Genomic DNA, 22,178 nt, shown 5'->3' with positions numbered 1-22,178 from the left:
CGTCAGGCCGCGTCGGGGTCCGGCTCGACGAGCCGGCCGACGAGCGCGGGCAGCCAGTCCGCGGCCTGCGCGCGCCGCACGGCGTCGTCGCCGTCGGGGGCGAGGAACGCGTCCCTGGCCGCGGACGTGTAGGCGCTGATGAGCACGCGCGTGGCCGCGGCGGCGTCGATCGCGAAACGCATCCCGACGCTCGTGAGCACGCGCCCGAGGATGTCCGCGAGCTCCGTGCGGAACGACTCCTCCTGGTCGGCGAACCGCTCCGCGACCTGCGGGTCGCGCAGCGCGAGCAGCTCGAGCTCCGCGCTCATGAGGCACCACCGGCGCTCGTCGCGGGGGTCCGCCATGACGGCCGCGACGATCGTCGCGATGGCCTCGGGGGCGATGACCCCGTCCCGCACCGGGTCGTCCGGCAGGTGCTCGACCGCGGCCTCGAGGCTCCGCATCCGCATCCGGATCTCGCGCTCGGTGAGGGCGAGGAACAGCGACTCCTTGGTGTCGAAGTTCGAGTAGAACGCGCCCCGCGTGAAGCCCGCCGCCTCGCAGACGGCCTCGATCGACGTGCCGTTGATGCCGTGCTCGGCGAACAGTCCGTAGGCGGCGTCCAGCAGGCGCTCGCGGGTGCGCTCGCGGCGGGGGGAGAGCGTGGTCTCGCTCTCCGCGCCGCGGTCGACTCGGGTCGGGTCGAGGTCGGTGGTCACGCCGGACATGCTCCCACTGTCGGACGGGCCGTCCGCACCGGGCGGCCTTGCGATACACGAGTGTATCCGATACGGTCGCGCATCGGATACAGCGGCGTATCCTGAAATCCGTCTGCACTCTCCTCGGGAGGCCGCTCGTGTCCTCAGCGCTGTACTCGCTCGGCCGCTGGGCGGTCGGGGCGCGCCGGCTCGTCCTCGCCGCGTGGATCGGGATCCTCGTCCTCGCGGGCGCGCTCGCCGGCCTCGTCGGTCAGGGTCTCGACGACGAGGTGACCATCCCCGGCACCGAGTCCCAGGCGGCGCTCGACCGCCTCGCCGCCACGTTCCCCCAGGTGAGCGGGGCGTCCGCCCAGGTCATCGTGGTGGCGCCCGACGGCTCCACCATCGAGGACGACGCCGTCCGCGGACCCGTCGAGGACGCCGTCACCGCGCTCGGCGACGTGGACGGCGTCGCCGCCGTCACCTCGCCCTACGACGACACCATGACCGCGTCGATCAGCGACGACGAGGTCGCGACGCTCATGACCATCCAGCTCGACGAGGGCCAGAGCGAGGTCACGGACGCGACGAAGGACGCGCTCGGCGACGTCGTCGACGACCTGGCGGCGGCCCTGCCCGACGGCGCGCAGGCCGCCCTCGGCGGGCAGCTCTTCAGCACGGAGTTCCCCACGCTCACCGTCACCGAGGCCCTCGGTCTCCTCGTCGCGCTCGTCGTGCTCGTCCTCACCTTCGGCTCGTTCGTCGCGGCCGGGCTGCCGCTCCTCAACGCCGTCGTCGGGGTCGGCGTGAGCATGGGCCTGCTGTTCGCCGCGACCGCCGTCGCGCAGATCAACTCCACGACCCCGATGCTCGCCGTCATGCTCGGCCTCGCCGTCGGCATCGACTACGCGCTCTTTATCGTGTCCCGGCACCGCGACGAGCTCGCGAGCGGTCTGAGCGTCGAGGAGGCCGCCGCCCGCTCCGTCGCGACCGCCGGCTCCGCCGTCATCTTCGCCGGCCTCACCGTGATGATCGCGCTCGTCGGCCTCGGCGTCGCCGGCATCCCGTTCCTCACCGTCATGGGCGTGGCGGCAGCCGTCGGCGTCGGGCTGGCAGTCCTCGTCTCGATCACGCTGCTGCCCGCCATGCTGGGGTTCGCGGGCGAGCGGTTGCGCCCGAAGGCCCCTCGGCGCCGCCGTCGGGGACGGCGGCGTGCAGGAGCGTCCGGACCGCGCACGCGTACGGTGACCAGCCCGGAGCCGGACGGCGCGGGTTCGGCCGGGGCGACCGACTCGCCCGGGTGGGAGGACGGGCGGACCGATGCCGCGTCGTCGGGCCTCGACGAGACGACGAGGCCACGTGCCGCGGACCCGACGACGAGCGTCCAGCCGACCGTCGAGCACCGCAACCGGTTCTTCGCCGGGTGGGTGCGGACCGTGACGCGGGTCCCGCTGCTGACGATCGGGCTCGTCGTCGCGGCGATCGTGCTGCTGACGCTGCCGGCGCGGGACCTGCAGCTCGCGCTGCCCGACGCGGGGACGCTGCCCGAGGACAACCAGGCGCGCGTGACGTACGACCTGGTGTCGGAGCACTTCGGGCCCGGCTTCAACGGGCCGCTCATCGTCACGGGCACGATCGTCACGTCGACGGACCCGGTCGGGCTGATGGACGACCTGGGCGACGAGATCGCGAGCCTGCCGGGCGTGGCGGACGTCCCGCTCGCGACGCCCAACCTCACCGCGGACACGGGCATCGTGCAGGTCGTGCCGACGGGCGCGCCGGACTCGGCGGAGACCAAGGACCTCGTCACCGAGATCCGTTCGCAGCACGACCACTTCCTCGACGAGTACGGCGTGGACCTCGCGGTCACGGGCTTCACGGCGGTCGGGATCGACGTGTCCGCGAAGCTCGGGGCGGCGCTGCTGCCGTTCGCGTTCGTCGTCGTGGGCCTGTCGCTCGTGCTGCTGACGATGGTGTTCCGGTCGATCGCCGTGCCGATCAAGGCGACGCTCGGGTACCTGTTCTCGGTCGGCGCGGCGTTCGGCGTGGTGACGCTCGTGTTCGAGCACGGGTTCCTCGCGGACGCGCTGAACGTGACGCGCCTGGGCCCGGTCATCTCGTTCATGCCGATCGTGCTCATGGGCGTGCTGTTCGGCCTCGCGATGGACTACGAGGTGTTCCTCGTGGCGCGCATCCGGGAGGACTACGTCCACTCCGGGAAGGCGCGGCGGTCGATCTTCACGGGCTTCCAGGCGTCGGCGAAGGTCGTCACCGCGGCGGCGGTCATCATGTTCGCGGTGTTCGTGGCGTTCGTGCCCGAGGGCGACATGAGCCTCAAGCCCATCGCGCTCGGGCTCGCGGTCGGCGTCCTCGTCGACGCGTTCGTCGTGCGCATGACGCTCGTGCCGGCCGTGCTCGCGATGCTCGGCGACAAGGCGTGGTGGATGCCGCGCTGGCTCGACCGCGTGCTCCCCTCGTTCGACGTCGAGGGCGAGGGGCTGTCCAAGGAGCTCGCGCTCGCGGACTGGCCGGAGCCGGGCAGCACGGACGCCGTCGTCGCGCACGACCTCGTGGTCGCCGGGGCGCACGGCCCCCTCGCGGAGCCGGTCACGGTCCGCGTGCCCGACGGCGGGTCGCTCGTCGTGCACGGGACGTCGCCCGCCGCGGTGTCCGGGGTCGTGCTGGCTCTCGCGGGGCGGCTCCGGCCGGCCGCGGGCGCGCTCAAGGTGACGGGCCTGGTCCTGCCCGAGCGTGCGCTGAGCGTGCGCCGCCGGGTCGCGCTCGTCGACCTCGCCGCCGACGTCGCGGCCCTGCCCGGCGACGCCCCCGCGCCCGCCGCGCACCGGGTGCCCGCGGCGGCGAGCGTCGCCGCGCTGCTGCGCGAGGACCCGCGGCTGCTCGCCCTCGTCGGGACGGACGCCGTCACGTCTCCCGCGGAGCGGGCGGCGCTGGCCGAGGTGCTCGCGCAGGCCACCGCGCGCGGCACGGCGGTCGTCCTGGGCGCCGTCGGGCCCGCGCCCACCGACCTCGCGCCACCCGGGACGCAGGTGCTCGACCTGCACGCCCCCGACCCTGTCCGCACGGTGCCCGCCCCCACCGGCCCGGCGTCCGCCGTCGGCCCGCGCACCGAGGAGGTGCCCGCATGAGCGTCTTCCCGCCCGACACGGCGCAGACCGACCCGACCACCCCGGACGCGCCGGCGCCCGCCCGCGCCCGGACCCGGGTCGACGCGCGGCGCGCGTGGACCGTGGCCGCCGCCGTCGCGCTGCCGCTCGCCGTGCTCGGCCTGCTGCTGTGGGCGCTGTGGAACCCGCAGGAGCGGCTCGACACGGTGCAGGCCGCGGTCGTCAACCTCGACGAGCCCGTCGAGGTCGACGGCCAGACGGTCCCGCTCGGGCGCCAGCTCACGGCCGGGCTGGTGAGCGGCGGTGCCGCCTCGACGGACACCGGGCCGGTCGCCGTCCAGCCCGACCCCGGCACGACGAACTACGACTGGGTCATCACCGACGCCGACGACGCCGCGTCCGGGCTGGCCGACGGCACGTACTCCGCCGTCGTGACGATCCCGGAGGACTTCTCCGCCGCGGCCACGTCGTTCAGCGGCGACGCGTCCGACGCGACGCAGGCCACGCTCACCGTCGAGACGGCGCCGGGCGGGCGGGTCGTGGACGAGGCGCTCGCGCGCATCGTCACGACCACCGCGACCTCGGTGCTCGGCACCACGCTGACCGAGAACTACGTCGACGGCGTGCTCGTCGGCTTCACGACCCTGAACGAGCAGCTCGGCGAGGCCGCGGACGGTGCCGACCAGCTCGCCGACGGCGCGTCCCAGGCGGACGACGGCGCGACGCAGCTCGCGTCCGGAGCGGGCGAGCTCGCGACCGGTGCCGGGGCGCTCGCGTCCGGGGTCGGCGAGCTCGGCTCGGGCGCCGACGAGCTCGCGTCGGGCGCCGGTGACCTGGCGAGCGGGGCGCAGGGCGTCGCGACGGGATCGCGCCAGGTCGCGGACGGCGTCGCGCAGTCGTCCACGGGCGCTGGCTCGCTCGCCACCGGCGCGCAGGGGCTCGCCGACGGCGTCGCCGGGGTCTCGACCGGCGCGTCCGACCTCGCGACCGGGCTCGGCACGCTCGACTCTTCGATCGCGGCCGTCCCCCTCCCCGGCGGAGGGTCGACGTCGCTCCCCGCGCTCGGGACCAGCCTCGCGACGGGGTCGCGGGACGTCGCCGGCGGGCTCGCGCAGGTCGTCGCCGGGATCGAGCAGCAGAAGGTCCAGGCGGGGTGCGCGGCGGACCCGACGTCGCCCGCGTGCGTCGCGCTCGACCAGCAGCTCGCCGCGCTGCGACCGCTCGCGGTGGGCGCGGCGGAGGTCGCGGCGGGGAACGCCGCCCTCGCCGGGGCGCCGTCGGGTGCGACCGGGCCCACCGGGCTCTACGCGCTCGCGGCCGGGGTCGACCAGGCCGCGCAGGGCGCGGACCGGCTCGCGACCGGGGCGGCGCAGGCCGCCACCGGCGCGTCGGGAGTCGCCGGGGGCGCGCGCGACCTCGCGGCCGGGCTCGGGCAGCTCGCCGGCGGTGCGGACCAGGTGGCCGACGGCGCCGCCCAGCTCGCCGGGGGCGCGGGCGCGCTGTCGTCGGGGGCGGACGGCCTCGCGACCGGGGTCGGGGCGCTCGGGACGGGGGCCGACCAGCTCGCCACCGGGACCCAGGACCTGGCGACGGGCGCGGGCGACCTCGCGGGCGGCGTCGGGCAGCTCGCGGACGGGACGAGCGAGCTCGCCCAGGGCCTCGGCGACGCGACCGACCAGATCCCCTCCTACACGGACGCGGAGCGCGAGAACCTCTCGGCGGTCGTCGCGGACCCGGTGGCCGCGCCCGGCGTCGAGGACCTCGGCACCGGGTCGACCGGCCCGCTGTTCGCCGTCCTCGCCCTGTGGCTCGGCGCGCTCGCGGTCTTCGTCGCGTTCCCGCCCGTGCCCGCCAAGCTGCTCGGGTCGACGCGGACCGCGGGACGGCTCGCGCTCGCGGCGCTCGCGCTCCCGGCGGGGATCGCAGCCGCGACCGGCCTCGTCGTCGGCGGTGTCCTCGCCGCGGTCGAGGGGGCGAGCGCGGGTGGCTGGGTCGGCCTGCTCGCGGTCGGGGCGCTGGCGTCGGTGGTGTTCGTCGCGCTCAACCAGGCGCTCGCCGCGCTGCTCGGGAACGTGGGGCGGGCGATCAGCCTGCTCGTCGCGGTGCTGCTCGTCGCGACCGGCATCGTCGCGACGGTCCCGGCCGCGCTCACCGGGCTGCGCGACCTGCTGCCCGTGGGCTCGGCGCTCCGCCTCCTCACGTCGATCGTCGACCCGGGCGCGGCGGGGGGCGCGGGCGACGCCGTCGCGCTCGTGCTCTGGGGTCTCGCGTCGGTCGCGGTGACGACGCTCGTCGTCGCGCGCCGCCGCTCGGTCCGCGTGGAGCAGCTCCTGCGCGCCTGACGAGTCGTCGGCGTGGCGCGGTGCGGGTGTGGGCGGCTGCCGTCAGACTCGCTCGGCAGGACGCGGACGGCGGGAGCCGTCCGTCGGGCGAGGGGACGGTGCACCGATGGACCAGCAGAAGGCACGGGAGATCAAGTCGCAGCTCGCGGACTACGCGCGCGAGCTCGCGGAGCGGTCGGGGTTGGCCCGCCGGTCGGACACGGCGATCGAGGCGCGCGACGTGCCCGACGCCGCGGAGGTCGTGCGCGCGCCCACCCTCGCGATCGGCCTCGCCCCGCACGACGACGGCGGGTACGCCATCGCGGTCCGGTACCGGCTCGGGGTGCCCACCGCGCGCAGCATCGCGCGCAAGGTCGCCTCGGAGGCGGGGGACACGGTCGACGTGCGTCGCACGGGGCGGATCCGGCCCCTCGCCGCGGCGTCAGGCGCGGGGCGTGCGGCCGGCCACGGCCCGGGCCTGCGCCCGCCCGTCGTCACCGCGTACGCGACCGGCGAGACCGGCCGGGTGCGGCCGCTGCGTCCGGGCGTCTCGATCGCGAACGTGGACGTCACCGCGGGGACGCTCGGCGCGTTCGTGCGCGTCGCCGAGCCGCCCGTGGCGGGCGCGGACGCCGCGTCGGTCTACGCGCTCTCGAACTGGCACGTGCTCGCGGGGTCGCCGTCCGCCCGGGTCGGGGACGTCGTCGTGCAGCCCGGTCCCGCCGACGGCGGCAGCGCGCCCGACGACCGCGTCGGGACCCTCGCCGCGCTCGTCCCGCTGGAGGCGGGCGTCACGCAGACCGTCGACGCCGCCGTCGCGCTCCTCGACGACCCGGCGGTGGACACGGAGTACCCCGTCGGGCGCGTCACGGAGACGGCGGTCGCGCTGGGCGGCGAGGTGGTCGGCAAGTCCGGTCGGACCACGGGCGTCACGACGGGTCGCGTCACGGCCATCGAGCTCGACGACGTCGTGGTGGGCTACGGCGACGGCCTCGGCGCGTTGCGCTTCGACGACCAGATCGAGGTCGAGTCCACGGGCACCGGGCCGTTCTCGCGCGGCGGCGACTCCGGGTCGCTCGTGTACCGCGAGGACGGCGTCGCGCTGGGGCTGCTGTTCGCGGGGTCGGAGACGGGCGGCGCGAACGGCACGGGCCTCACGTACTGCAACCCGATCGGGACCGTGCTCGAGCGGCTGGGCGCGACGCTGCTCGGGTGACGTGGCCGGCGAAGGACTCCTGGCCCTGCCGCGAACGCCCCGACGGGCGCACAATGAGGTCGGGAGGTGGTTCGCCGTGGCGACCCTCGAACGAGCCCGCGAGGCCAAGGCCGCGCTCCGCGACGAGCTGGCAGGCCTCGACGGAGTGACCGGCGTCGGCATCGCCCGCGCCGACGCGTCGGGCGCGCCCGTGCGCGGTCCGCGGGCGCAGGACGTCGTCGACGACTGGCTGCTGCGCGTGAACGTGACGTCCGACGCCGTCGACGTCCCCGAGACCGTCGACGGCGTGGAGGTCGAGGTCCGCGTCGTCGGGGACGTCACGGCGTCGCGCGTGTGACGCTCCCGGCGCCCGGACGATCGCCCAGGCGCCGGGACAGCTCCACGAGCGCAGCTCCTCCTGAGGGTCGGTCTGGTCAGACAGCGGCGGGCTGCGGGGCCGGCGCGGTCGGGGTGGTGGCCGTCGGGTCAGGGCTCGTGGCCTGGCTCCGGAACGACCGCAGGCGCAGGCTGTTGCCCACGACGAACACGCTGGAGAACGCCATCGCAGCGCCCGCGAGCATGGGGTTGAGCAGGCCCAGCGCGGCCAGCGGGATCGCGGCGACGTTGTAGGCGAAGGCCCAGAACAGGTTCACCTTGATCGTGCCGAGCGTCCGCCGCGCGAGGCGGATCGCGTCGGCAGCCGAGCGCAGGTCGCCCCGCACGAGCGTGATATCGGCGGCCTCGATCGCGACGTCCGTGCCCGTCCCCATGGCGAGGCCCAGGTCCGCCTGGGCGAGGGCCGCGGCGTCGTTCACGCCGTCGCCGACCATCGCGACGACCTTGCCCTCGCCCTGGAACCGGCTGACGACGTCGACCTTGTCGCGCGGCATGACCTCGGCGATGACCTCGTCGATGCCGACCTCGGCCGCGATCCGGCGCGCGACGGTCGCGTTGTCCCCGGTGAGGAGCACCGGGGTGAGGCCGAGCGCGCGGAGCTGGCGGATCGCCTCAGCGCTCGTCGGCTTGACCGCGTCGGCCACCACGAGGACGCCGCGGGCGCGCCCGTCCCAGCCGACGACGACGGCCGTGCCGCCCTGCTCCTCGGCGCGGGCCTTGGCGTCGGCGAGGTCGCGCGGGAGGTGCTGCGCCCACTCGGCGAGGAGCGACTCGCGGCCGACGAGGACGGCGTGCCCGTCCACGACGCCCTGCACGCCCCGGCCCTCGACGTTGGTGAACTCCGCGGGCGCGGGCAGCGTGCCGACCTCCTGGGTGGCGCCCCGCGCGATCGCCCGGGCGACCGGGTGCTCGGACGCGTCCTCCAGCGCTCCGGCGAGGCGCAGGAGCTCGGCGCGGTCGACCCCGGTGCCGGTGACGACGTCGGTCAGCGTCATGACGCCCGTCGTCACGGTCCCCGTCTTGTCGAGCACCACGGTGTCCACGGTCCGGGTGGACTCCAGCACCTCGGGTCCCTTGATGAGGACGCCCATCTGGGCGCCGCGCCCCGTCCCGACGAGCAGCGCCGTCGGGGTGGCGAGGCCGAGCGCGCACGGGCACGCGATGATGAGCACCGCGACGGCGGCGGTGAACGCGGCCGAGGCGGGCGCGCCCGCGCCGAGCCACGCGCCGAGGGTGCCGACGGCGATCGCGATGGCGACGGGGACGAAGACGGCCGAGACGCGGTCGGCCAGCCGCTGGACCTGGGCCTTGCCGGACTGTGCGTCCTCAACGAGCCGGGCCATCTGCGCGAGCTGCGTGTCGCCGCCGACGCGCGTCGCGCGCACGACCAGCCGCCCGCCCGCGTTGACGGTCGCGCCGGTGACGGCGTCGCCCTCGCCCACCTCGACGGGCACGGACTCGCCCGTGAGCATCGAGGCGTCGACGGCGGACGTGCCGGCCACGACCGTGCCGTCGGTCGCGATCTTCTCGCCGGGGCGCACGACGAACTCGTCGCCCACGGCGAGCTCGGAGATCGGGATGCGGGTCTCGGCGCCGTCGCGCAGCACCGCCACGTCCTTGGCCCCGAGCTCGAGCAGGGCTCGCAGCGCGGCGCCCGCCTGCCGCTTGGACCGCTTCTCGAAGTAGCGGCCCGCGAGGATGAAGGTCGTGACCCCGGCCGCGACCTCCAGGTAGATGTTCCCGGCGCCGTCGGTGGGCTCGACGGACAGCGTGAACGGGTGCGTCATGCCCGGCTCCCCGGCAGTGCCGAGGAACAGCGCGTAGAGCGACCACAGGAACGCGGCGCTGGTCCCCACCGAGATGAGGGTGTCCATCGTCGCCGCGCCGTGGCGCAGGTTGGTCCACGCGGCTCGGTGGAACGGCCAGGCCGCCCACACGACCACGGGGGCCGCGAGCGCGAGGCTCGCCCACTGCCAGTACGTGAACTGGAGCGCGGGGACCATCGCCATCGCGATGACCGGGACGGAGAGCACGACGGCCCCGACCAGGCGCTGCCGCAGCGACGTGAGCTCGGGGTCGGCGTCGTCCGCCTCGTCCGGCACCGCGACCTCGGGGTCCTCGACGCGCGGGAGCTGCGCGGTGTACCCCGTCTTCTCGACCTCGGCGATGAGCGTGGCGGTGTCGACGCCGTCCGGGACGGTGACCTTCGCCTTCTCCGTCGCGTAGTTCACGGTCGCGGTGACGCCCTCGAGGCGGTTGAGCTTCTTCTCGATCCGCATGGCGCACGACGCGCACGTCATCCCGCCGATCTCGAGCTCGACGAACGTCCCCGGTGGCGGGGCGGCCGGTGCCGTCATGAGGTCCTCCTTCCGACCCGGCAGGGTGCTGCCGGGCATGGGGTGCAGGTCAGTGGTCGTGCGTCGCCGGGTCGTGACCGGTCGCGGGCGGGTCGTCCGGCGCGAGGGCGGGGGCGCTGTCGGCCGTCGCCTCGACGACGAACGCCGCCGTGCGTACCTGGCCCTCCACCTGGAAGTCGAGGTACAGCAGGTAGCGGCCCGGCGTGGGCGCCTCGACGCCGAACGACACGGTCGGGCCCGAGACCTGGCCCGCCTCCGGCTCGTCGCCCTCGGGGTGCGCGTGCAGGTAGGCGAGGTCGCCGTCGCGCAGCGCGACGAGGTGTCCGTAGGCGCCGAGGTAGGGCTCGAGCGTCGTGACGGGCTCCCCGCCGCGGGTGACCTCGACGGTCAGCCGGGAGACGGTCCCGGCCTGAAGCTGTCCGTCGAGCGCGACGTCGTAGCCGTCGACCGACGCGGTGGTGGAGACCTCGGTGGCGCGGACGGGGGCGAGGTCGCCCGCGACGTCGACCGTGCGGGTCAGGGTGACGGCGGCGCCCGCGCTGGGCGCGGCGTCGGCGTACACGCGGTAGGTCCCGGCGGCGTCCCAGGCCCAGGGGATCGACCAGCGCCCGTCCGTGTCCATCACGGGGTGGACGTGGCGGAAGTGCGCGCCGTCGGAGCGTACGACGATCAGGTGGAGCCGCTGCTCGTGCGCGACGTCGAACGTCGTGACGGGCTCGCCCGCGGGGTCGGTGACGGTGAACGCCAGCTCTCCGGCCTCGCCCACGGTCGCGGGAGCCGTGACCTCGCCCAGCGTGTACCCGTCCTCCTCCAGGGACAGTCCGCGGGTCATGTCGGTTCCTCTCGCGCTCTTCTGCTCGGGGGTCTCGCCCGGGGCGACATGCTGCTCGGGGGCGTGCGAGGCGGCCGGTGCCGGGGCTGCTCCCTCGGGGACCACGGCTCCCGCGATCGCGGCGGAGGCGACGAACACGACGCCGAGCCCCGCGGCATACAGCCCGATCCGGGCGGGGGCTCTCATGGCACCCGCACCGCCTGGTACCCGGCCTCGTCGACGGCGGCCACGACCGCGGCGTCGTCGAGGGGCTGGTCGGCCGTGACGACGAGCCGGCCGGTGGTCGCGCTGACGTCGATCGCGGTGACGCCGGGCACCTGCTCGACCTCCTCGCGCACCGACAGCTCGCAGTGGCCGCAGGTCATCCCGGTCACCTGGTACTCGATCTCGACGATGCTCATCGCGTTCCTCCTCTCCCGGATACCCCGGCGGGGTATCGAACGATGGCGAATATACCCACCAGGGGTATGTGGGTCAAGAGTCGGAGGTCGCGCGACAATGGAGGGCGTGACCACCGAGCGACTTCCCCGCGTCCGCGCGTCCGAGCTCGGCGGGCGCGGCTGGCTCAACACCGGCGGCCGGGACGTGACTCTCGCCGACCTGCGCGGGAAGGTCGTGGTGCTCGACTTTGGGACGGTCTGAACGTAAGCACCAACTGTCGTACGATGGGCGGCATGACGACCCCGAAGTCTGCCGCCGCGATCTACGTCCGACGCTCGAGCGGAAGGGTCGGTACCAACCGAACCCTCGACGAGCAGGAGGGCGAGGCAAGGGCGCTGGCCCAGCGCGAGGGGCTCGAGGTCGTCCAGGTCTACCGGGAGCGAGAGGGCACGGGCGCGAGCGCGCGAAGTGGCAAGGCCCGTCCGCAGTGGGAGGCAGCCCTGGCCGCGCTCGACCGAGGGGACTCCTTCCGCACGGTCATCGTGTGGGCGCTCGACCGTGCGGACCGCCGAGGGTCGGACACCCTCGGAGCCATGCTCTCGAAGCACGCCGCCACCGGGCGGCGGATCCTCGGCGTCGACGGGACCGACACCTCCGACCCTCAGCAGCGCCTCGCGACGATCATCCGCGGCGAGATCGCGCGCGAGTACAGCGAGAAGCTCGGGGACAACGTCGCGCGCACGAAGCGCTATCGCCGAGAGGGCGGCCTCTGGCTCGGGGGCAAGCCGCCGTGGGGGCTGCGGAAGGGCACCGACGGGAAGCTGGAGCACGACCCGGCGACGTACCCCGAAGCACGACGGGCGGCGGAGGCCCTGCTCGACGGCGCGACCCTCTACAGCGTGGTCGCCGACCTGAACGAACGGCAGGTTGCGCTCTCGACGGGGAAGCCCTGGGGCACCGTCGTCACGCGGAAGGCCCGCGGCGAGGATGTCGACGTCGAGAGCCAGCCGCAGAAGTGGCGCGTGCCCACCCTCTCCACCATCGTGCACTCGCCGGGGTGGGCAGGGCTCCAGAGCATCCGCCGTCGCGCGGTCCGGGAGGATGGCAGCCTCGGCGGGTGGCCCTTCCGGGCTGAGGTCTACCGCTCCGCCGAGACGGGCGAGACGGTCAGCGTGGGCGAGGGAGTCATCACGCCGGAGGAGCGTGCGGTCATCCTGGCCCGGCTAGACGACCGGCGACCGCCGATGCAGGAGGGCGTCCGGTCGTCGACGCGGCAGCGCAAGTCCCTCCTCGGCACCCGGTTGCGCTGTGCCCAGTGCGGCGCCCTGCCCGCCCTGACCATGCCCAGGAAGGGATACGTCTACTACCGCTGCGGGAACGCCGCGCAGGGGGCCGGACGCTGCCCCGGCTACACCTGCCCCGTCGAGGGCATGGACGACTACGTCATCGGCCGAGCCCTGGTCTTCCTGTCCCAGCTCGACCCCAACGACGAGACCACGCGCGAGGCGTTCGCTGGCTGGGTGGGGGAGACGGACCCCGCGGTCAGGGCCGGGCGCAAGGCGAAGGAGCTCACCCTCGAGGCGGCCAGGGCTGATCTCGCTCGAGTCCGGCGCCTCGCGGTGACCGGCGTGCTCACCGAGGAGGAGGCGGCAGCCGAGCTGCCGCGCCTGCGCGACGTCGTCGCGACCGCAGAGCGAGAGCTGGCCGAGCAGGTGGGCGACGAGGCCATCCCCGTCGAGGCGCTCCGGGATCTCCAGTACCTCGCCGAGACCTGGGACGAGCTCGACGACGCGGCGCAGCGCAGGGTGATCGAGGCGACCGTGAAGGACGTGAGCGTCGCCCAGGCGCCCTACCGCGGCGCGCGGTTCTCAGGCCCGCAGCGGGCAATCATCACGTTCGTCGACAGCTCCACCTGGCCGCGCGACGGCGAGCGCGTTCCGCACCCGGGGCGGGCGCCCGACACGATGCGCAGGCTCGCGCGGAAGGAACGGGAGGCGGCGGCCCTGACCGCTGAGGAGTAGCCCTACCAGGCCGCCTCGTTGTGCACGGTGACCGTGCCGTCATCATCGACGGAGAGGCGGCGGGGGTCGTGCCCGGCCAGGGCAAGGGCGCGGTTCGCCGCGACAGGGTGTGCCTCGCTGAGCTCGGCCGCGCGGTCGCGGGGTCGCTCACGTCTAGGGCGGTGGCGTCCCGCAGAATGGGGCTGTGAGCACCTCCCGCACCCCTCGCGTCCGAGCCTCCGAACTAGTCGGTCGTGGCTGGCTGAACACTGGCGGGAGGAACCTGACCCTCGCGGATCTGCGAGGTTGTGTAACCATCTTGGACTTCTGGACGTTCTGCTGCGTCAACTGCCTTCACGTCCTCGACGAGCTGCGCGAGCTCGAGGAGGCGCACCGCGACGTGCTGGTCATCGTGGGGGTGCACTCGCCCAAGTTCGAGCACGAGGCGGACCCGGCGGCGCTCGCGGCCGCGGTCGAGCGGTACGAGGTGCACCACCCCGTCCTCGACGACCCCGAGCTCGTTACCTGGTCCGCGTACGCCGCGCGCGCCTGGCCGACGCTCGTCGTCGTCGACCCCGAGGGCTACGTCGTCGCGCAGATGGCGGGGGAGGGTCACGCGTCCGCGATCGCCGCCCTCGTCGACGAGCTCGTCGCCGAGCACGACGCCAAGGGCACGCTGCACCGCGGCGACGGCCCGTACGTGCCGCCCGCGCCGTCGTCGGGCACGCTGCGCTTCCCTGCGAAGGCGATCGAGCTGCCCGGCGGCAACCTCCTCGTCGCGGACGCCGGGCACCACTCGCTCGCCGAGCTCCTGCCCGACGGCGAGACGCTCGTCCGGCGCATCGGGTCCGGCGAGCGCGGTCTCGTCGATGGCGGCCCCGACGACGCACGGTTCGCCGAACCCAACGGGCTGTGCCTCGTCCCCGAGGAGCTGCGGCCGTGGCTCGGGTACGACGTCGTCGTCGCAGACACGGCGAACCACGTCCTGCGCGGCGTGCGCCTCGCCAACGGCCACGTGACGACCGTCGCGGGCACCGGCGAGCAGTTCATGGTCGGCGGGGTCGAGAACGTCGTGCTGCGGGAGGGCCGACGGGGCGCTGATGTCACGGGCCACGGACCTGCCGAGGCGGGCGGGCAGTACGCGCCGCTCGACGTGCGCCTCTCGTCGCCCTGGGACGTGGCCTGGTCGCAGGATCTCGCGGCGTTCGTCGTGGCGATGGCGGGGAACCACACGCTGTGGGCGTTCGACGGAGAGCAGGGCTCGATGACGCACCTCGCCGGGACCATGAACGAGGGTCTGGAGGACGGGCCCGGTGCGTCGGCCTGGTTCGCCCAGCCGTCCGGGCTGGCCGTCGGCGCGGACCGGGCGATCTGGGTCGCGGACTCGGAGACGTCCGCGCTGCGCCGGGTGACCCCGGCGCCCGGCGGGGTCGTCGAGGTGCGGACCGCCGTGGGGCAGGGGCTGTTCGACTTCGGCCATCGGGACGGCCCGGCCGAGCAGGCGCTGATGCAGCACCCGCTCGGGGTCGCGACGCTGCCCGACGGGAGCGTCGTCGTCGCCGACACCTACGACGGCGCGCTGCGCCGGTTCGCGCCCGCGGCCGGTGACGCGGGGAGCGTCGGGGACGACGTGGAAGAGACGCGGCTCGCCGGCGAGGTCACGACCCTGGCGACGGGCCTCGCCGAGCCGAGCGGCGTCGTCGTGCAGGTGGGCGAGGGGCCGGACGGCGAGCCGCAGGTCCACCTCCTCGTGGTCGAGTCCGCGGCGCACCGGCTCACGCGCGTCGCGCTGCCCGCCTCGCTCGCGGGCGAGGTGCTCGACGGCGGCGCCCACCGCACGCAGCGCCCCGTCACCGACATCGGGGCCGGGCCGCTCTGGCTCGACGTCCCGTTCGTCCCGGCCCCGGGGCAGAAGCTCGACGATCGGTTCGGCCCGTCGACCGAGCTGCGGGTGAGCGCGACACCGCCCGAGCTGCTGCTGTCCGGGGACGGGACCGGCGTCGAGCTCGGGCGCGACCTCGTCATCAACCCGGAGGTCCGCGAGGGCGTGCTGCACGTGACCGCGCGGGCGGCGTCGTGCGACGTCGTCCCGCTCGGCCCGGACGGCGAGCCCGACCCGGACGTGTTCCCCGCGTGCCACCTCGCTCAGCAGGACTGGGGCGTCCCGGTGCGGGTCGTGGACCGCGGCGAGCCGGGCGACGTCCCGGAGCTCACGCTCCCGCTGCGCGGCTGACGAGGCGCCGCGCCGTCCGCGCGGCCCGTGACGACCCGGTGAACCCTGCCGCCCAGTCGCGGAACGTGCCGTCGACGACGGCGCGGCCGACGCGCGCTGACTCCTCCTCCAGCCGGTCGAGGAGGGCGGAGAGGCCGCGCGTGCCGCGGTCGAGCTCGGGGAGCAGCCCTACGAGCACGTCGACGACCGCCTCGCGCGCCCCGGGGGCCGCCTCGGCCGCGTCGCCGAGCGCGGCTCCCCAGCGCGTCACGGTCGCGGCCGGGGCGAGCAGGGCCATCGCGTCGGCGATCTCTGTCGTGCCGACGCGTCCTGGCACGACGAGGGCGGCGAACACGTCCGCCGCGCGGATACGGTCGGTCTGCTCGCGCGCCGCGAGACCGGCCGCGACCGTCGATGCGGCAAGGGCGCCGGTGCGTCCCGGATGGGTGAGCAGGGCGTCGAGGACGATCGGGACGTCCGGCTCGCGGGTGGACCAGGTGAGTGACGCGTCGAGCACCGAGCGCACGCCGGCCACCAGGAAGTGCTCGGCGTCGTGCGGGAACGTCGTCGCCGTCCACGCGTGCCAGTCTGCGAGATGGTCGGTCTCGTAGTGCCGGATCGTGCGGCTCGTCACCGCCGGCGGCTCGGTGTACGTCGTCGTGTGCGGCGACTCGCGGGGGACGGCGACGGTGAACCGCCAGTGCGTCTGTCCGTGCGAGTGCTCCGCGCGCGGTCGGACGCTCGCGGTGATCGGCAGGCCGCGACCGGTCGTTCCCAGGCCGGCCTCGACCAGCACGGGATCGACGCCGAGCGGGTCCCTCGCTCGCGCCGCCGCGACCCACCACGCGGCGAGACCGTCCTCGACGTCGCGTCGGACGTCGTCGCTCGACGGCGGCGGCCCGCCGAGCGCGTGCACGACGACCCGGGAGAGTGCCGAGTCGGCGGGGAACTCTGCCGCCCGCCAGGTGCCGAGCGCCGACGGACGCCCGTCGACGTGGAGGCGCAGGAGGGCGCCCACCAGGTCGTGGTGCCTCGGTGATGCCGGTGCGCGCAGCGTGGCGAGCAGCCGGGCGACGAGGACGCCCGGAGCGACCCACGGACCCGAGGTCGGCGTGGCGAGCAACTGGGACCTCGGAGTGCCGCCGGTCATCGTCGAGCCGATCTCGGCGAGTCGAGCGCGGAGGAACCCGGTCTCCACGGGAGGCGCGACGCCGTACGGGTCCGGCGGGAGCGGGGTTCCGCACGCCGTGAGAACCAGCTCCGCGACGGCCGCGGCGACCGGAGATCCCCACTCGCCACCCTGCCGGTCGCGTTCGGCCACCGTGCGCGCCCGCCGCGCGACGGGTGTGAGGACCGACGCATCACCGACGGTGGCAAGAGCCGCGAGGACCTGCTCCACCTCGAGCGGGTCCGACGCGTCCTCGAGCAGGGCTGCAGTGCGCACCAGCAGCTCGTCGGCGGAGACCGGGCCGGGCAGGAGGAGGGACGGCGGCGACCACTCCGGTGGATCGGCGGGCGCGGACGGGTCGAGGGCCGCGGGCGGTGGTGATACGCGGGCGGCGAGGGTCGGATGGACCGATGCGCCGAGCGCGCGGTCGAGCGCCCCGGCTCGTTCCAGGACGTCGAGCGCACGCGCCTGCACGTCCGCGTGCGGCTGGTCCAGCGCGCGGACCGCCGTGTCGACGACGGCCGGGTCCCCGGGGAGGCGCGTGGCGACGGTCTCGAGGAGCCGGACGGCCTTCGTCGCGGCGCCCTTGCCGGCCGTCGCGAACACTGCGCCGAGCCCGGCGGCGACGCTCCGGTCGTCGAGAATCCCCGCCTTCTCGACGTCACGTAGCCGGTCGACAGCGAACGTCACCGATGCCGGAACGGTCGACCGGGCGACCGCGAGCAGCGCAGCCTGCCGGGCCGCGAGCTCGTCCGGCGTGGGGCGGAGGGCGGTGAACGTGCGCGAGAACCACCCGGCCTGGTAGGCGCCGAGGTCGCTCACGAGCGCGTCGAGGCACGAGTCGAGCACCCTTCCTCGGTCGACCGTGCCGTCGTCGACGAGCTCGACGACCGTGGCGCACCACGACCCGCCGCCGTACTTGTCGGCGTTCGTCAGACTGACCTGCCCACCACCCTCGACGGCGAACATCGGCCAGAAGCAGCGGTCGAGCAGCTCGGGATCCTCTCGGAGCGCATAGGCGGGACTCGCGTCGTCGCGGAGCCGGGCGCTCATCCCGCTCACGAAGGCGAGGACGTAGTCGCGGTCCGGCTCGAGCTCGACGGCGCCGAGGCGCTCCAGCGTGCGGATCGTGAGGAACTCGGGACGGAAGACGAGCGTCTGTGCCATCTCGCCGACCCGTCGGCGTGCCGCGCCGGCAAGCCATCGAGGTGCGCTGTCGGACGGGGCACCCGGGCGCTCACCGTCTGCGAGTCGCTCGAGCACGTCGCCCACGGTGCGCCAGGTCGCCTGATCGCGCTCCCAGTCACGGTCCGTCGGGTCGGCGCGCACCGAGTCGCCGCGCTCGCGGAGGAGCCCGAGCACGTCGGCGCGAGCGACGCCGTCGAGGCGCGAGTAGGGCACGGCGGCGTACATGGTGAGGAGGATCGCACGGCGCGCTGACACCCATCGTCGACACCCGTCGTCGGTGGACGACGTCGTGCCGTCCGGATGCCCTGCTGACCGTCGCGACGACCGTGTCGGCCGGTGCGCCTACGCTGCCGCCATGCCCAACGCGACGGAGCAGACGCTGACGTACCCGCGGCCGTCGCTGCTGTGCCCGGGACCGCTCGGCAACGAGCTCCTGCTGTCGACGAGCGGGGGCGTCTCGTCGTCCGGGTGGACCGAGCACCCGGTCTTCTTCGACGGCTTCCTCGGGCACCCCGAGCAGAACGCGGTCGCGCTGCTCGCGGTCGCGCGCGTGGCCCGCACGCGCTACTACACCCCGCCCGGCATGGTGGCCGCCGCGATCCGGGCCGCTGACCCCGTCGTCACGAGCAACGGCGACCGGCTGCGGTTCGAGAGCTTCTCGGCGTGCTGCGGCGTGTCCGCGCGGCTCGACCTGCTCCCGGGCAGCCTGGACGGCCCGGCGCTCGCGACGGGAACCACGAACGTGGACTTCAACCCACCCGTCCGGGAGATGCTCGCGCGTGTCGGTGCCCGCGACCCGCTGCACCTCGCGGTCGGGGAGGACGTCGTCGTCTCGACGCTCGACCGGACCGTGACGGAGAAGAAGGTGCCGCTCCCGGAGCGGTGGCTGCGCGGGTTCGCGGAGGCGCAGGTGGCGGCAGCCGACATGAGGCTCGCGATAGACGTGCCCGCGGCAGAGGCCCGCCGATTCCTGCGCGCGCTCCCGCGCACGCCGACGCGCGGGGCGCTGTGGGTGACGAGGGCCGCGTCGGGGCTCCGCCTCGCGAGCCGACCGTCGGGGCCGAGCGTGGGGATCTCCGGTGTCGAGCGGTTGCGGTCGATCGAGCCGTTGCTGCGGTTCTCCCGCGGGCTGCGCGTGTACGCAGGCGCCCGCGGCGGTCCGGAACCCACCGCGAGCCTGTGGGAGGTGGAGCTGAAGGACGCACGCTTCGTGCTCGCCCTGAGCCCCGACCGGTCTCGGGGGTTCTCCGGAGAAGGCGGTGTGCTCGTGGACCTCGCGGACGACGCGGCCGTCGACGACGCGGACCTCGTCGCCGCGCTGCTCGCGTTCGAGCCGGTCGTCGACGTCGACCGGCTGGCGCGCGAGGCCGACGTGGACGTCGATCGGGTCCGCCGCGCACTGTCGCGGCTGGGTGCGGCCGGCCGGGTCGGGTTCGACGCGGCCGAGGGCGCGTACTTCCACCGCGAGCTCCCCTACGACCGGGACGCGATCGACCGGATGCACCCTCGTCTTCTCGGCGCCCGGGCGCTGGTCGCGGACGGGGCGGTCCGGTGGGTCGAGAGCGGCACCACGCGCTCTGGCGCTGGCGAGCGCACGGCGAACGTGCGCAGCGGCGACGTCGAGTACGTCGTACGGCTCGGTCCTGCGGGCGATCGGTGCACGTGCCCGTGGTTCGCGAAGCACCGCGACTCGCGCGGTCCGTGCAAGCACGTGCTCGCGGCCCGGACGGCGGAGGCCTCATGACCAGTCACACGGTCGCGTCTGTCGAGTACGAGGACCTGCGCGCCCGGATCACCGGGCGGGTGCCCGCGGAGGACGTGGTGGCCTTCCTCGCTCCGCTGACCGAGCAGGACCGTGCGCGGCTGGGTCGGGGTCTGCTGGCCGATCTCGACCGGAACGAGGTGGAGCGCGCGACGCTGGAGCACCGCGCGACGTTCCTCGCCCTCCTGGGTTGTGCGACGAGCGTGCGGCAGGTCATGACGAACGTCTGGCGGCTCCGCGCCGAGCAGGCCGACGTCGCCCTCGCCGTCCGGGTGCTGACGGACCGCTCGCCGTCGTGGCTCGGCTCGTTCGCGCATGCCGCGACGGACTCGGACACTGCGCACGACCTCTGGGCGCTGACCCGCGCCCTCGTCCGCGCTGGATCGTGCGACCGACCCTCCGGCACCGGGTACCTGGAGACCCTGGTGACGGCCGGTGGGGACCTGCGCGGTGGCGTGCTCGGACTGCTCCGCGACGATCCGGCGCTCCTCGACCGTGAGCTGTGGGACGTGCTCCAGGAGGAATCCCTCGGGCGCCGGCTCGCCTGGGCCGACTCCTCCACCACGCATCGCGAGCGCACGTGGCAGCACGCGCTCGTCGTGCTCCAGGAGCCCGACGGGGAGCCCGACGGGTCACCGTCGGTCGACCGCACGCGGCTGCTGGACGCCGTGCTCGACGCGTTTCTCTCTGACCGTGCAGCCGTGGACGTGCGGTGGTTCGTGGGGCTGCACGACGCCCTCTCCGTGACCGACGCCGAGGTCACCGCGCAGCAGGCACGCTACCTTCGGGGACTCGCGAGCGAGGTGGCCGCGGTGGTGAGGCTGGCACAGCGCGAGCTCGGCCGCCTCGTCGACGCCGGTCTCGACGTCGACGCGCTGCTGGAGGTGAGCCACGTCGCGCTGGAGCACCGGACGAAGGGCGTCGTCCAGGCGCAGCGCACGTTCTTGTCGAAGGTCGCGCGAGCGCGCCCGGAGTACGGCGACCGGGTCCGGGGGCTGCTCGAGGGCGGCACCGCGGAGCCGGTACGGGTGCAGGTGCTCGAGCAGCCGCTCGGGGAGATGCCGCTGCCGGTCGCTCGGCGCGTGTCCCCGGTCGAGGACCCCGAAGAGCTGGTGGAGGCGGCAGCGCGTGCGCTCGAGGAGCCGTGCGAGATCGTCACTCTGGAGCGCGTGCTCGACGGCGTCGCGCGCCTGGCCGGTGCCGAGCGACCCGCCGGCGCGGACGCTCTCGCCGCCCGCGCCGAGTCGATCCTGGAAGAGTCCTGGCCCGGGCCGTGGCAGGGATGCGCCCCCGGTGCCGACGTCGCTGCGCTCGTCCTCGCCTGGCTCCGTGGGGCACGACCGCCGGAACAGCCGCGCTACCGGAACTGGCTCGCGGTGCCGTACCCGTGGCGCCCCGGGCCGTCTTTCGTGCTGCCGAGGGTGCGGCCCGGGGACTCGCTCGGCGTGTGGTGGTCGACCCGAGTCCGCGAGGTCGCGGACCATGCCGCGCGTGGTACGCCGGGCCGACCGCTCCTCGCTCTCCCGGCGACGGAGGACGGGGCCGTCGACGTCGCTTCGGTGCTGGACCGCCTCGCGCGGACCTCGGGGGACGCGAAACCGTTGCCGTTCGACACCGCGCTGGCGGCGTTCCGGCTCCCGGATCCGGGTGACCTCGCCGCCCTGCCGCAGCATCCGTCTGGCGCGGCGCTCGCGCACGACGTCGCGCGCCTGCGTGCACACGTCCCCCGGTGGGAGTGCGCGGAGATCGAGGTGCCGGTCGACGACCGCGACGGCCCGCGGGCCACGATCGTCTCGTGGTGGGACGCCTCCGGACCGGACGCCCGGCGACGAGGGACGGACGCCCTCGACGCGCTTCTCGTGGGCCGCGAGCACCCGCAGCAGTACCCGGCCGAGACCCCGGCCCTGTGCACCCACGCGTGGCCGTTCATGTTTCCCCACCACTCCGACCTCCTCGCGGCGCACGGCCACGCACCGCTGCTCCGGGCCGTGCGGTCCGCACGGTTCCCCGCGCCGGTGCTCGCGGGGCTCGGGAGGGCGTCGCGCACGTGCCCGGTCGTCACCTCCGCGCTCGTGCTGGGCATGTCGGCGAAGGACCCGGCGGGACGTCTCGCCGCCGTCGACGCCGTGGCCGACCTCGCGGCGACGGGCGGGCTGGACGGTGTCGAGCTGGGGCGCGAGATCGGACGGCACGTGACCTCAGGCATCGTCGTCGCGGGCCGGGTGGGGCGGGCGCTCCAGGACGTCGGCCGCAGCCACGCGCGAGCGGCCGACGCCGTGGTCGACGCGGCCGAGACCGTCCTGCCAGAGCTCGATCGGCGCCCGGACACCCATCGGTTCGTCGCGGCGCTGGCCGACTCGGCGCTGGCGACCGCTCGCACGGCCTCGTTGCCCGAGGAACTGGCCGCACTTGCCGTCGGGCGTTCGCGGAGCGTCCTTGCCCAGGAATGCCGGAGAGTGCCCCGAGACGAGGCCTCCGTGCAGCGGCAGAACCGCTCAGGCCCCACACCCCGCTCTGTGGCTCGTGACGCCGTCGAACCCGGGACTGCTCCCTAGCGAGGGCCA

The 22,178-nt window shown here is 75.0% G+C and carries 14 protein-coding genes; 9 read left to right on the top strand and 5 right to left on the bottom strand.

Features of this window, described 5'->3' with window-relative positions:
• Positions 1-2: 2 nt before the first annotated feature.
• Positions 3-707, bottom strand: a complete 705-nt coding sequence (locus tag ACFC2L_RS08900; protein WP_375823923.1) for a TetR/AcrR family transcriptional regulator — start codon at positions 705-707, stop codon at positions 3-5.
• 128 nt (positions 708-835) lie between these two features.
• Here ACFC2L_RS08900 and ACFC2L_RS08895 point away from each other — a divergent pair, with 128 nt between their 5' ends.
• The 4 genes from ACFC2L_RS08895 to ACFC2L_RS08880 all read left to right on the top strand — a co-directional run bounded on the left by ACFC2L_RS08895 (position 836) and on the right by ACFC2L_RS08880 (position 7,676).
• Positions 836-3,823, top strand: coding sequence for an MMPL family transporter (locus ACFC2L_RS08895; protein ID WP_375823922.1), 2,988 nt, complete (start codon positions 836-838; stop codon positions 3,821-3,823).
• The gene (locus tag ACFC2L_RS08890; protein WP_375823920.1) at positions 3,820-6,144 is read left to right on the top strand and encodes a hypothetical protein; all 2,325 of its coding nucleotides are present in this window, start codon (positions 3,820-3,822) and stop codon (positions 6,142-6,144) included. The genes ACFC2L_RS08895 and ACFC2L_RS08890 overlap by 4 nt, the downstream gene beginning before the upstream one ends.
• Before the next feature lie 106 nt (positions 6,145-6,250).
• Positions 6,251-7,339, top strand: a complete 1,089-nt coding sequence (locus tag ACFC2L_RS08885) for a hypothetical protein (protein WP_375823919.1) — start codon at positions 6,251-6,253, stop codon at positions 7,337-7,339.
• Between the two features lie 76 nt (positions 7,340-7,415).
• Entirely contained in the window at positions 7,416-7,676 is a 261-nt protein-coding gene (locus tag ACFC2L_RS08880) for a hypothetical protein (RefSeq protein ID WP_375823917.1), read from the top strand.
• 76 nt (positions 7,677-7,752) lie between these two features.
• Here ACFC2L_RS08880 and ACFC2L_RS08875 read toward each other — a convergent pair whose 3' ends face one another.
• The 3 genes from ACFC2L_RS08875 to ACFC2L_RS08865 are packed head-to-tail and all read right to left on the bottom strand — an operon-like array spanning position 7,753 to position 11,304.
• Entirely contained in the window at positions 7,753-10,071 is a 2,319-nt protein-coding gene (locus tag ACFC2L_RS08875) for a heavy metal translocating P-type ATPase (RefSeq protein ID WP_375823916.1), read from the bottom strand.
• 49 nt (positions 10,072-10,120) lie between these two features.
• The gene (locus ACFC2L_RS08870; protein ID WP_375823915.1) at positions 10,121-11,089 is read right to left on the bottom strand and encodes a heavy-metal-associated domain-containing protein; all 969 of its coding nucleotides are present in this window, start codon (positions 11,087-11,089) and stop codon (positions 10,121-10,123) included.
• Positions 11,086-11,304, bottom strand: coding sequence for a heavy-metal-associated domain-containing protein (locus ACFC2L_RS08865; protein WP_375823913.1), 219 nt, complete (start codon positions 11,302-11,304; stop codon positions 11,086-11,088). The genes ACFC2L_RS08870 and ACFC2L_RS08865 overlap by 4 nt, the downstream gene beginning before the upstream one ends.
• Positions 11,305-11,410: 106 nt before the next feature.
• Between ACFC2L_RS08865 and ACFC2L_RS08860 the strand changes: the two genes are divergently transcribed.
• From ACFC2L_RS08860 to ACFC2L_RS08850, 3 genes are all read left to right on the top strand, one after another.
• Positions 11,411-11,545: a hypothetical protein gene (locus ACFC2L_RS08860; protein WP_375824135.1), complete on the top strand. Its 135-nt coding sequence runs from the start codon at positions 11,411-11,413 to the stop codon at positions 11,543-11,545.
• 32 nt (positions 11,546-11,577) lie between these two features.
• Positions 11,578-13,305, top strand: coding sequence for a recombinase family protein (locus tag ACFC2L_RS08855; protein WP_375823912.1), 1,728 nt, complete (start codon positions 11,578-11,580; stop codon positions 13,303-13,305).
• Positions 13,306-13,489: 184 nt separating this feature from the next.
• A complete protein-coding gene (locus ACFC2L_RS08850) occupies positions 13,490-15,517 on the top strand; it encodes an NHL domain-containing thioredoxin family protein (RefSeq protein ID WP_375823910.1) in 2,028 nt (675 codons plus the stop codon).
• Here ACFC2L_RS08850 and ACFC2L_RS08845 read toward each other — a convergent pair.
• The gene (locus ACFC2L_RS08845) at positions 15,495-18,107 is read right to left on the bottom strand and encodes a DUF6493 family protein (RefSeq protein WP_375823909.1); all 2,613 of its coding nucleotides are present in this window, start codon (positions 18,105-18,107) and stop codon (positions 15,495-15,497) included. The genes ACFC2L_RS08850 and ACFC2L_RS08845 overlap by 23 nt on opposite strands.
• Before the next feature lie 100 nt (positions 18,108-18,207).
• Here ACFC2L_RS08845 and ACFC2L_RS08840 point away from each other — a divergent pair, with 100 nt between their 5' ends.
• Both ACFC2L_RS08840 and ACFC2L_RS08835 read left to right on the top strand, forming a co-directional pair.
• On the top strand, positions 18,208-19,596 hold the full coding sequence (locus ACFC2L_RS08840; protein ID WP_375823907.1) for an SWIM zinc finger family protein: 1,389 nt from the start codon (positions 18,208-18,210) through the stop codon (positions 19,594-19,596).
• Entirely contained in the window at positions 19,593-22,169 is a 2,577-nt protein-coding gene (locus ACFC2L_RS08835) for a DUF6493 family protein (protein WP_375823905.1), read from the top strand. The genes ACFC2L_RS08840 and ACFC2L_RS08835 overlap by 4 nt, the downstream gene beginning before the upstream one ends.
• Positions 22,170-22,178: the final 9 nt, after the last annotated feature.

This window comes from Cellulosimicrobium sp. NPDC055967, from assembly GCF_042269845.1.
GTDB lineage: Bacteria > Actinomycetota > Actinomycetes > Actinomycetales > Cellulomonadaceae > Cellulosimicrobium.
This window is presented reverse-complemented; position numbering and strand designations above follow the sequence as displayed.